Below are 11,128 nucleotides of genomic sequence, written 5' to 3'. Positions count from 1 at the left end.
AGTTTGCATGTATGAACGTAGAATTAACGAGATTCAAAGTGAAAAAAGGAAAGTCAGGACGAGTAGATGAATGGATGCAGTTTTTAAATGAAAACCTGAAAGATGTCCTCGTCACACTTGAAGGAGAAAAAATGTATGTGGAAACAATCTTCAGAGAAGAGTTGAATGAGGAAGAATATCTGTACTGGTATTCAGTCCAAGGGGAAGGTGGGCAAGAGGTAGAACAGTCTGACCACTGGATTGATAAGAAGTTTTTAGAGTTTTGGGAAGAATGTATAGATGAAACATTTAAACCAGTTGATTTGAAGACGGAAGTAGTCATGATACCGGAGAAAATCAAAAAGAGCATGCAGGAATAAAGTATTCAAAACAGAGTTACATCGTTAGAGGCTGGTAAGTCCTCGTAAAATAAAGAGATTGAGACCAAACGAACTCAAAAGTAGAACTCCATCATATTCAAGAAAAGAAATTCTTGATTGGATGGAGTTTTTACTTGTTCTCTTGTTTAAATGGTTGTCCCAGATTCTTTTCATTCAAGGCCAACTGGTTCCTATCTTGAATTAGATACCTGTTCTATGATCAGAGAGATGGTCAAATCGTTCCTTTAACCCTTTTGGCCTTAACTGAGCTATTGGGGTAGATTCTCACATACGACTTTTATTTCTATTGAAGAATAGGTATGGCTATAATGGAACTAATAAACGTTCTGCTTTCTAGAGAATGCATCATAAAGAATAAAAAAGAATAAAAAATTTATTTATTTCTGCAACATTATGACTTGTTGAGTTGTATATAAGGTAAGAAGGCTTTTTAAAGCCGTCTGATTTACATGGTTAAAATGGGTAAGGAGGAAAACAGATGCAGCATGCTGACTTAATGAATAACAGAGAAAGGAGGAGCGGATACTTTTTTCAGACAATCTGGCATATGATTCAAGCCGTTTATTCTTCTTTTGCATTCAGCCGCCCTGAATCGGGGCAGTCAAAGCAGAAGGAGACCCATCAGGAACAGGCAAGCAGGTTAATGACATTATACGGGAATGCAATTTTCCGTCTCGCCTATTCTTACTTGCATAATAAAAGTGATGCGGAAGATATTTTACAAGATACACTGATCCAATATTTGAAAAAGCATCCGCAGTTCGAATCCGCTGAACATGAAAAGGCCTGGCTTTTGAGAGTGGCAATCAATCTCAGTAAAAATAAAATCAAGTACAACCATATACGCAAAACGGACGAATTGAATGAGACACTGACTGCAAAAAAGAGTGAGGACTTGAGCTATGTCTGGGAAGCCGTAAAATCGCTGCCGATCAAATACCGAGAAGTGATTCATTTATATTATCAAGAAGGCTATTCTACTGCCCAAACAGCTGACATGCTCTCCAAAAAAGAAGCCACGGTCCGCTCTTTACTTAGACGTGCACGTATTAAGCTGAAAACAGTATTGAAGGAGGCCTATGATTTTGAAGAATAACTATAACCAGGTGATGGATCATCTTGAAGTGACGGAGGAGATGCAAGACAGCATCCTGTATGCCATCAGTAAATATGCCTTTGACCTGTCTGAACAATCAGAACCTCAGAAGAAAGCTTTCCGGCTGCCGAAACATACCCTGTCTGTGGTAACAGCCGTCTGCTGTATAGGGCTATTCATTTTCGGAAGCGTCCTGATCTACAATCAGAGCAGCCGAAACGATCAGACAGAAATAGCCAGCGAGGATTCAGCGCTAGAAAGTGCACCATCGAGTGATGTTTATGCTTCAAGAGCGGCATTGTCAGAAAGTGTCGGTTTTGAGGTAGAGAACATCCAAACAGTACCATTTGAGGTGGAGAGCCGTCAGTATACATCCGGAGAAACGGGTCAAGCCATGATCGAGTTCTTTGGATCAGAAAATGCTCTGACATTTATTAAAGAAGAAAGGTTTTATGAATTTGGAGACGGAGAGAACTCCGCTGCGGTGACTGAGACGATAGAAGTTAACGGCGTAACCGTCAGCTTATCAGGAGAAGAAAATCATATTTACTTGGCTGAATGGCAAAACGATGGATTCAATTATCGTCTTCAATTCGACCAGCCGATCTCAGAATCAGCTCTCATAGAAGTAATCAACAGTATACAGTAAGGAAAAAATGAATATAGAAATAGACGCGATAGCCATTAAGAAGTCTATCGCGCCAATAATACTCATTAAAATTTCTTTTTCGGATGCTTGTCGATGATCTCAGGATATTTTCCAAGCAGTGCCAGACCAGGAGAGGTCAGCTTGTATCCGCGAACAGAGAAAAGTGATTCTAATTCATCTTCCAAGTAAGCAGAACGTACACGCTGCATCAGCTTGCCTTTGGTCAAGTTGGAAAAGCCGGATCCGCCTCTTTTCTTCAGCAGATCTTTTAACTGAGCAGCGTTTAGGTAGGTCAGAGATTCAAAGGCAGACATCTCTTTAACATAATGTTTTTCCAATAATTCATCCAAGGCCTGCTCTGCATTGATACCGTAAGTATATTCGAAATATTTTGGAAAAGGACTTTCGTTGGTAAAAGTCGAGAAACTGATACGCCAAAGTAAAATCAGATAGCCAGGCAGAATCCCTTCTTCTAAACGCACCATGTTACGCTTAGGAACAAGCGACTCAGAACCAATCTCTACAGCTTCCAGCCACTCATCCAGGTTTCTTTTAGGAGAGATATAAGGAGCTTCTTCATGCTGGTCATACAAAGACAGCGCCTTTTGAACCGCTGGATCTTCTAAGTCCAAGTGACTGTTCTGTAATTCAATATGTTGTGTATTCATCTTTTCGTCGCCTCCTGCTTGCTGTTTATTACAGTTTACTAGAGGAAAGCGCAGAAGACAACGCTAATGCAGAACGGAATAACAAAGGGGAAAAGTGTGGAACATTAACAGTAGATTTAATATGTTTACATGTTGAGGAATTATAAAACAGCATAACGATCATCATTAGGGGGAAAGAAAATGAGAAAAAGAATAGTATGGATAGCATTAGTAATTATAATGATCCTGTCAGCCTGTTCGTCAAACGGTGACGGCGACATGGCAGAAGAATCAGCTGATTCAAGTGTTGAAATGTCCGATTCGGAAATGGCATCAGAACCTGGGTCTTCACCCTCAGAAAATACAGTGATAGAACCGAAAGAAGGAGCTTCCAACACCAATCAAAGTGGGGAATTGATTGGTGAAAAAGTCATCAAGACAGTATCTTTAGAATACGAGACCTTAGATTTTCAGCAGACAACAGACACAGTCGAAGATCTGGTCGACCAGTTTGACGCATATATAGAATTTTCCAATGAAACAACTGATGAACCGGGTAGTATTTCCGGGCAACAATATAAAAGTGTCAGCTACACACTGAGAGTGCCGACAGAATCGCTGACAGACTTTCTAAATGCCTTGGAAGACATGGAGGCTTATAAAAAGAATGAGGCAATCGGAACACAGGATGTCACGCAAACGTACCGCGATACAGAAGCCAGAATCGAAGTCCTCAGAAACAAGGAAGCACGGCTGACAGCTCTGCTGGAAGAAGCAGGATCTATCGAAGACATTATTGAGTTGGAAAACAGCCTGAGCGAGACGATTCAAGAACGCGAATCACTACAGGCAGAACTGGAGACATTTGACAGTCTGATCGATTATACTGAGGTACAGCTGTATGTAATGGAGCGTCCAAGCCTATCAGATTCCAGCGGTGATCATCTGCCGTTCATCGACAGAGTGAGCGAAGCCTTCATGGAATCAATGTACGGATTCTTCTATTTCCTGCAATCTCTTCTGATCTGGATCATCTATGCCATTCCTTTCCTGATCGTGATTGGTTTGATAGGCGGTATTCTCTATTACGTTCATAAGAAGAGAAAGAAATAAGCCATACCGAACAATAAAATAAGGCAGCAATAAAGAGGCGTTTTTTCTAGAAAAGACGTCTCTTTATTTGTCCCGATAAACCATTAAATAAACAGCAGATTTTACAGTAAATACATATAACAAGTTATGTCAATAAGGTATAATAACAAGTGTTAAAGGATGATCAGAAGAAAAGTTGTGGGGGAAAAGGGGAGAATGCTCATGGAAAAATCGAGGGAATATGCTATTGAAGTCAGGGGACTGACGAAGCAGTTTGGTGATTTTAAAGCAGTAAACAAAATAGATTTGAACATCGAAAAAGGCATGGTCTATGGATTTTTAGGACCAAACGGAGCGGGGAAAACAACAACCGTGCGGATGCTGGCGACACTGCTTGAGATTGATGGGGGAACAGCTACGATCTTCGGATACGATGTGCAGACAGAACCGAAAAAAATCCGTCCGCGAATTGCTTTGACAGGACAGTATTCCTCGGTAGATGAAGACTTGACAGGAAAAGAAAATCTGGTCATGATCTGTCGATTGATGGGCTTTTCCAGAAAAGATTCAAAGAAGCGCGCGCTGGATCTGCTGGAAGCTTTTGGGTTATTTGATGCTGCAAACAAGCAGACAAAAGAGTACTCTGGCGGAATGCGCAGAAGACTGGATATTGCGGCGAGTATCGTGGTAACGCCTGATTTGCTGTTTTTAGATGAGCCGACGACTGGACTGGATCCGAGAAGCCGGAATCAAGTCTGGGACGTGATTCGTGCTTTAACGAAAGCCGGCACTACAGTATTATTGACCACACAATATTTAGAAGAAGCGGACCAGCTGGCTGACCGTATCGCTGTAATTGATAAAGGAGAGATCATTGCTGAAGGAACCGCAACAGAACTAAAAGCCTCTGTCGGTTCAGGGATGCTGCACTTGACGCTGAAAAATGAAGCAGACCGAACGCAAGCAGAATCACTGATTGAGTCAAGCGTCGGACTTGTTTTGAGCGAGTCTTCAAGAGCTGCTGAAGTGTTAGTTAAAGTAGAAGACCCAGCCATAGCGACGACAATATTAAACCATTTAGCAGAAGCGGGTATTGAGCTTGTGACATTCTCGTTGAGCCAGCCAAGTTTGGACGAAGTTTTCTTAGCCCTGACAGAGGAGGAAGAAGCATGAGCCAATTAGAAAGTGTTCCAGCTAATAAAGTAAAACTTCAGGATGCAATCGTATCAGATAAACGACCAACACCGCCGACGGCAATTCAATCGGTAGGGACGTTTGCCATGCGGTCATTACTGAAAACCAAACACACACCTATGGCATTAATGGATATTACTGCAATGCCGATTCTGTTTTTACTGCTATTCACGTATCTCTTCGGGGGTGCTATTGCAGGGTCAGTTATTGACTATCTGCAATTTATTCTGCCGGGGATTTTAGTGCAGACTGTTGTGCAGATCACTGTGTACACAGCCTTGGATCTGAATAAGGACTTGCAGAAAGGCTTTTTTGACCGTCAGCGTACTTTGCCGATCTGGGCGCCGTCTTCATTAGTAGGTGCAATGCTGTTCGATACCATCCGATACAGTATTGCTTCAGCGATCATGATCGTGTTTGCAATGATACTTGGATTCAGACCCCAAGCTGGATTTGCTGGTGTGATCTTAGCCGTTTTAGTCCTGCTGGTTTTTTCATTCAGTTTATCTTGGATCTGGACCGTTCTTGCCATGAAAATGGAATCTGAGAATGCGTTGATGGCTACAGCGATGATGATCACGTTCCCGCTGACGTTTTTAAGTAGTGCATTTGTCGATCCAGAGACGATGCCGAGCGTACTGGAAAGCTTCGTACAGATCAATCCCATTTCTTTCTTGGTCAATGCCGTCAGAGGGTTGATGCACGGATATCCAGTAGCCGGCGACATCTTCTGGGTACTTGTTTCCTCATTCGTGCTGCTCATCATCTTCGGACCGCTGACGATGATGCTTTACCGGAAGAAAAACTAATTCAAAATGTTTACAAGAGCCAAAAAAGAGGCATTTTCTTCTTTGCGGCTCTTTTTTGATCAAAATTTTTATAAATTTATTGAAAAGCGGTTTCTAAATAGAGTGCTTTTTTGCTAAAATAGAATAAATTAAACATATCGCAATCCTTTTTCAAAAATGATGAATAGACAATTGCTAAGCAGGAGGTTCGAATGAAACGATTCAAAGACTGGTCACACATTGTATTAAAAAGCACCGTGTTTTTAGTCATACCTATTGCATTATTCATGCACTTCTATTATGGGATTCGTTTTTTGGAAGCTGATGCACTGCAGTGGATTGTGTACCTTTTATACATATTATTGATTTACAGATGGACGATTGATATTTATAGAACCATTCAGAAAAAAGTTGAAGTGCAGTCTTTTTCTGGACTAGAACAGCTGATAACAAAATACAAATGGAAAGTGGTTGAGCGCCGCGCTCACCGGCTGATTGTCAGACCCAGATTCGATTTTCCCTTCAATAAACTATTTGATGGAAAAGTTGAAGTCATCTACGCTAACCAGCAAATCACAATGATCGGGCAGAAATATTACGTAGATGTTTTAAAAAATAATCTGCAAGGAAAAAACAGTTTTGCAAATGGGAAAATCGTGACGGGATTGAAGATTGCTTTTGTCCTTTTCATTTTAGCGGCACCGGTTCTTCAAGGAAGAAATCTGGTCTGGGAATGGAAGGTGTATCAGCATAATGCTGATGCACAATCTGTGAGCGAAATCTCTGGGCTGAATCACAGCGGACTGGGGAATACTGTAGAAAACACTAATAACTACGGATACGCCGTAGAAAATGAAGATCATGTTTTTTACGTTGAGGACAATTTGAATCTCATTCGAACAAATCAGTCATTTGAACAGAAAACGTATCTATCTAATCAGACACAGGGTATAGGGATAGATGAACTGAATATTGTGGGAGAATGGCTGTATTACACCAGAGGAGAGGAACTGATCCGCAGGCGATTCGACGGGTCAGAACGAGAGATTATTTATAACTTGAGCTACTTATCTGATATACATATATACGAAAACTGGATTTATTTTATTAATTTCAACGAGGATAGCGCTCTTTACAAGATGGACTTGAACGGCGGGCAGCTGCAGAAAATGATGGATGGAGAAATCCAGGACCTGGCGCTGTATGGTGAGTTCTTATATGTCAGCCATCAGAACGAAGCAGGTCAATCGGTTGTTGAGCGCATGACGCTGGACGGACAGTATACAGATGTAGTGTTAGAAGCACCAGCAAGAGCGCTTGTTAAGCGAGAAGACGAATATTACTATGTTGGGGAAAATGATCGGTTATATCGAAATCAGTTGAATAGTGGCACACACCCGGAGCTGATTATCGATGAGCGGGTGGCATACTATACGATTCATGAGAACCAGCTTTACTATAGCCCTTATCAGGCGGAAATAGGACATGAAGGAAAAGGGGTCTATCAGACTGACCTTATAGGCACTGAACCTGCTCGAAAACTGTCAGACGATACAATTGAAGGACTGTTCAAAATAAAGGGCGCCCTTTTATATAATGCTGTGAATGAACAATCGGGAGAATCTACAATGCAGCAATTGGATACTGAAACAGGAGAAAGCAAGACACTATAAGAACTAGACGAAAAGAACAATCAGCATGTTTACACTGAATGCTTCAGTACTTGGGGGAATAAGGATGAATAAATATCGTAACTGGATCGAGATAGCTGTCAGGAGTACTATTTTTATGCTTTTGCCAGCATACTTGCTGCTTTTTTTAATTTATCGGTTGCTGTTCAATGCAGATTTAGACGTTTACTGGTTAGCACTGCTTTCAATCTGGTGGGTGACAGTAGACTCATTTGCTGAAAGGTACAAGCACCAGGATGCAGAGGAAAGAATTGAAAGATTTGCTGGAGTAGAAAGGCAACTGGATGCAGAACGCTGGGAAATCTTAGATAGGCGTCAAAACGAATTAGTGATTCGACCAACTTTCGACTTTCCCTTCCACATCGTATTCAAGGATACGGTGAAAATAACGCATCAAAACGGTTGGATCACTATCTCAGGACCCGTGCATTATGTAGAGGCATTTTCAAACGAAATCAACGGGGAAGAGGACTTGCCGAAAAAGAGACACTGGCCAGTGATGAAAACAGGGCTGACGATTTTCCTGTTTGCACTGCCGGTACTGCTGGAAGCAGGTTTACTTTGGGAGATGAAGGTTTTTTACCATAATGCTTTTGCCAGTGCAGAAACTCAGATCGAAATGCCGTCAGATCAACTTGCAGGAAATTCTATCGAAAATCACAATAATGGCGGATATGCTGCGGAAAATGAACAGTACATTTTTTATGTTGAAAATGAATATGAACTCTACCGAACCGATAAAGATTTTAAAGAAAGAACGGACCTGATGAATGAGGGAGTCATGTTTATGATTCGGGACTTTAACATTGTCGGCGAGTGGTTATACTACAATGAATATGATGCATTGAAACGCATGCGATTAGATGGGACGGAGAAAGAAATTGTTTACGATCTAAGTTATCTTCAACAGGTCCAAATCCAAGACAACTGGATCTACTTCATCAATGAAGATGATGACAACAACCTTTACCGAATGGATCTGAATGGCAACCAGATCGAACGACTACTCGACGAACACGTGACCGACCTGGCGGTAACGGATGACGAATTGCTCGTTACCTATACAAATAATAAAAGCCGCCCAACAGACCGCCTTGACCTGGATGAAAGCAGTCAGAGCCGATTATTAGACCAGGACACCCACAAACTCATAAAATGGAAAGAGGACTACTACTACCTTGATATAGAAGGAAAACTCTACCGCACTAGGTTAGAAGAACAGCACAAATCCGAACTGATCGTTAACCAGAAAATTTCTAACTACACAGTGACAGAACAAGGCATCTTCTATTCCATCTACTCAGCAGACGAGCTCTATAAATCCGGAAAAGCAGCCACAGAAAATGGCGTCTACCTAACGGATTTTGAAGGTGAAAGTCAAGAACACATCTACAAATCAAACGGCGTCATCGAACTGCTTAAAGCAGGAGACAGTGTGCTGATGAAGTCTGCTGGAGGGTATGTTAAAGATCGGGTGCGGAGATTTGATGTAGTAAATCGTGAAGTAGAAGTGCTTGAGTAGCGGGCTGGAGAGAGTGTAAAAAGGTCTATAACGCAAAATGTAGAAATTGATGGAAAATACTAGCTTTGCTTGTGATTTAGATGAGTCGGACTACTATTTTTACGAAATAAAAAGTGTGGATTCGATTTGTTTTATGGATGAAGATATTTAATATCAAAGATAAATATATAAGGAGTATCTGACAAGTTGGATACTCCTTATATATTATTAGAAAGAATTTCGTCTAAATAGTAATAATATGCTATCTATACTGATACATAAACCGTTCCATATAGTATATAAAGGTTTGACTATAGAATCCTGGGAAGTACAAATCACTGGCATGTTCACCGTAAGGCATGCGGATGATGGCAATTTCGGTGTTGTTATTTTCCAGATAAGCGTCTTTAAAGTTCTCTGCTACTCGTGGATCAACGATCGTATCATGTTGGCCTTGATAGACTAATGCAGGCGGACTGTTTTCTTCTACAAGTAAGGCCGGATCAACCAGTTCGTCTTCACCAGTGATGTCCTGATATCCAGCTAGTCCATTTGCGGGATAGGTAGGAATGATTCCATTGACAGTCAGTCTGTCGTCTAACAGGTCAGTGTATTCACCACTGGACAGTCCCAGTGCCACTGCATTAGCCAAATGTCCTCCCGCTGAACCACCTGAAACGAATACGGAATCTATATTGGCTGAGTATTCTTCATGATGATCTGCCAGATAAGTTGTGAAGATTCCCAGATGACGTACCATGTCATCTATTGAAAAATCACCGGAAATTTCATCAGGAACAGTAGCGAATTCGACGAACTGGTCTTGGTCATTCAATCCATACTGTACATCAAAAACGACGTATCCCTGGGCAGCAAAGTATTTATTTATTTGCGAATGATTTTCAGATCCTTTATTACCCGAATTCCAACCACCTCCATGAATGCGTATCAAGGTAGATCCTTGTCCTGGGAGTTGATCTGCATTGACGGGCGGTGTGTATACATCAAACCGAAGTTCCAGTCCTTCATCTACTCCTTCGGTTCCTTCATAAAACAGAACGTCTTCAGTAACTGTGTAATCAGTTGAAGCAGTCCCGAAGAAGTAATCCGGAATCGATATTGGACTGCTCATAAATAAGGAATCGTCTTCTCCAATCGTTTTCCATTCTTCGCCAAATGCTTCAGTATAGTCGGTCTTTGCTTCATTTAATAGAGACGGTAGAGTGAATAAAGGTAAATTGAAGAGTACGAATAAGGCGATACCTAAAATTGAAATCAGAACCCCTATGATTGACCGCAGCCTAAATTTTGAGATTTTAAGTAAAAGACCTGCAATACTGAGAAAGATCAGGCTGTAAAATAAGCTATATTGAGAGATAACGACTTGGACTAATCCTACATCTCTACCTGTTACTAGAACGAATGCTAAAAAAGTACCGATTAATAAGAAAGCAGTCAATAAAAACATCAGGATGATTCTAATGACTTTCTGTGTTTTCTTTTCTGACTGTCTTTGTGATAGGAAAAATCCTCTAGTTGACCTTTTTGTATGTGGTGTACGAGTGACAATAGCGCCCAGGATCATCATTAAAAAAAGGATGCCAATCGATAGTATACTTCTAGAGGATGTATTCGTGGGAGACAACGAAGCAGCTGTGTTTAAAAGCATCACGGCTATAAGTCCAGCACTGGAAAGGATAAGGTAAGCAAAATCTGCCTTTCTAGATTGGCTTCCGTTTACACTGGAGATAATATTACCAGTCAGTGTAACGATCAGTAGTAGACCATACCCATTCAGATAAACAGTCTCTATAGGAAAGACGAGGTAAAGGATACTTAGCAAAAAGGAAACGATGTTCAAGATAAATAAGGACTTAAAAAATAACTTCATGTTTTCACTCCATACTGTGTGATTAAATTAGGATAATCAGCAAAAGCTGTCCCTCTAATCATTGTATTTAATAAGACAACAAGTTGCAAAATATTCTGAATTATATGGAGAGAATAGATTGGTCTCTGAATAATAAAAACAGCTTCAGTATGCGTGTCGATAGTTAAACTGAGTACACTTTTTTATTGATTCAAAATAC

The 11,128-nt window shown here is 40.9% G+C and carries 10 protein-coding genes; 8 read left to right on the top strand and 2 right to left on the bottom strand.

What is annotated here, in order from left to right:
• Nucleotides 1-11: 11 nt before the first annotated feature.
• From B6F02_RS10290 to B6F02_RS10280, 3 genes are all read left to right on the top strand, one after another.
• Nucleotides 12-359, top strand: coding sequence for a DUF6176 family protein (locus tag B6F02_RS10290; protein WP_080147253.1), 348 nt, complete (start codon nucleotides 12-14; stop codon nucleotides 357-359).
• 499 nt (nucleotides 360-858) lie between these two features.
• Nucleotides 859-1,476, top strand: a complete 618-nt coding sequence (locus tag B6F02_RS10285) for an RNA polymerase sigma factor (RefSeq protein WP_218672181.1) — start codon at nucleotides 859-861, stop codon at nucleotides 1,474-1,476.
• The gene (locus B6F02_RS10280; protein WP_143745284.1) at nucleotides 1,466-2,125 is read left to right on the top strand and encodes a hypothetical protein; all 660 of its coding nucleotides are present in this window, start codon (nucleotides 1,466-1,468) and stop codon (nucleotides 2,123-2,125) included. Before B6F02_RS10285 ends, B6F02_RS10280 begins: the two co-directional genes overlap by 11 nt.
• A 65-nt stretch (nucleotides 2,126-2,190) precedes the next feature.
• Here B6F02_RS10280 and B6F02_RS10275 read toward each other — a convergent pair whose 3' ends face one another.
• Nucleotides 2,191-2,793, bottom strand: a complete 603-nt coding sequence (locus B6F02_RS10275; RefSeq protein ID WP_080147251.1) for a hypothetical protein — start codon at nucleotides 2,791-2,793, stop codon at nucleotides 2,191-2,193.
• Nucleotides 2,794-2,973: 180 nt separating this feature from the next.
• Here B6F02_RS10275 and B6F02_RS10270 point away from each other — a divergent pair, with 180 nt between their 5' ends.
• The 5 genes from B6F02_RS10270 (at nucleotide 2,974) to B6F02_RS10250 (ending at nucleotide 9,059) form a co-directional block, all read left to right on the top strand.
• Nucleotides 2,974-3,885 carry a DUF4349 domain-containing protein gene (locus tag B6F02_RS10270; RefSeq protein WP_080147250.1) on the top strand — a complete coding sequence of 304 codons (912 nt, stop codon included), beginning with the start codon at nucleotides 2,974-2,976 and terminating at the stop codon, nucleotides 3,883-3,885.
• Nucleotides 3,886-4,086: 201 nt separating this feature from the next.
• Nucleotides 4,087-5,037, top strand: coding sequence for an ATP-binding cassette domain-containing protein (locus B6F02_RS10265; protein WP_080147249.1), 951 nt, complete (start codon nucleotides 4,087-4,089; stop codon nucleotides 5,035-5,037).
• On the top strand, nucleotides 5,034-5,867 hold the full coding sequence (locus B6F02_RS10260; RefSeq protein WP_080147248.1) for an ABC transporter permease: 834 nt from the start codon (nucleotides 5,034-5,036) through the stop codon (nucleotides 5,865-5,867). The genes B6F02_RS10265 and B6F02_RS10260 overlap by 4 nt, the downstream gene beginning before the upstream one ends.
• 191 nt (nucleotides 5,868-6,058) lie before the next feature.
• Nucleotides 6,059-7,519 carry a DUF5050 domain-containing protein gene (locus tag B6F02_RS10255; protein ID WP_080147247.1) on the top strand — a complete coding sequence of 487 codons (1,461 nt, stop codon included), beginning with the start codon at nucleotides 6,059-6,061 and terminating at the stop codon, nucleotides 7,517-7,519.
• Between the two features lie 64 nt (nucleotides 7,520-7,583).
• Complete coding sequence (locus B6F02_RS10250) at nucleotides 7,584-9,059, top strand: DUF5050 domain-containing protein (RefSeq protein WP_179128573.1); 1,476 nt, start codon at nucleotides 7,584-7,586, stop codon at nucleotides 9,057-9,059.
• 241 nt (nucleotides 9,060-9,300) lie between these two features.
• Here B6F02_RS10250 and B6F02_RS10245 read toward each other — a convergent pair whose 3' ends face one another.
• Nucleotides 9,301-10,929, bottom strand: coding sequence for an alpha/beta hydrolase fold domain-containing protein (locus B6F02_RS10245; protein WP_080147245.1), 1,629 nt, complete (start codon nucleotides 10,927-10,929; stop codon nucleotides 9,301-9,303).
• Nucleotides 10,930-11,128 lie beyond the last annotated feature (199 nt).

This window comes from Marinilactibacillus piezotolerans (assembly GCF_900169305.1).
Lineage (GTDB): Bacteria > Bacillota > Bacilli > Lactobacillales > Carnobacteriaceae_A > Marinilactibacillus > Marinilactibacillus piezotolerans_A.
The sequence above is the reverse complement of the archived record's forward strand: the minus strand, read 5'-3'. Positions and strand labels throughout refer to the sequence as shown.

What these genes read in the sequence shown, in the direction of transcription:
- B6F02_RS10245 (WP_080147245.1), bottom strand. Translation starts at nt 10,929, where the DNA reads ATGAAGTTATTTTTTAAGTCCTTATTTATCTTGAACATCGTTTCCTTT.
- B6F02_RS10250 (WP_179128573.1), top strand. Translation starts at nt 7,584, where the DNA reads ATGAATAAATATCGTAACTGGATCGAGATAGCTGTCAGGAGTACTATT.
- B6F02_RS10275 (WP_080147251.1), bottom strand. Translation starts at nt 2,793, where the DNA reads ATGAATACACAACATATTGAATTACAGAACAGTCACTTGGACTTAGAA.
- B6F02_RS10290 (WP_080147253.1), top strand. Translation starts at nt 12, where the DNA reads ATGAACGTAGAATTAACGAGATTCAAAGTGAAAAAAGGAAAGTCAGGA.
- B6F02_RS10270 (WP_080147250.1), top strand. Translation starts at nt 2,974, where the DNA reads ATGAGAAAAAGAATAGTATGGATAGCATTAGTAATTATAATGATCCTG.
- B6F02_RS10260 (WP_080147248.1), top strand. Translation starts at nt 5,034, where the DNA reads ATGAGCCAATTAGAAAGTGTTCCAGCTAATAAAGTAAAACTTCAGGAT.
- B6F02_RS10285 (WP_218672181.1), top strand. Translation starts at nt 859, where the DNA reads ATGCAGCATGCTGACTTAATGAATAACAGAGAAAGGAGGAGCGGATAC.
- B6F02_RS10255 (WP_080147247.1), top strand. Translation starts at nt 6,059, where the DNA reads ATGAAACGATTCAAAGACTGGTCACACATTGTATTAAAAAGCACCGTG.
- B6F02_RS10265 (WP_080147249.1), top strand. Translation starts at nt 4,087, where the DNA reads ATGGAAAAATCGAGGGAATATGCTATTGAAGTCAGGGGACTGACGAAG.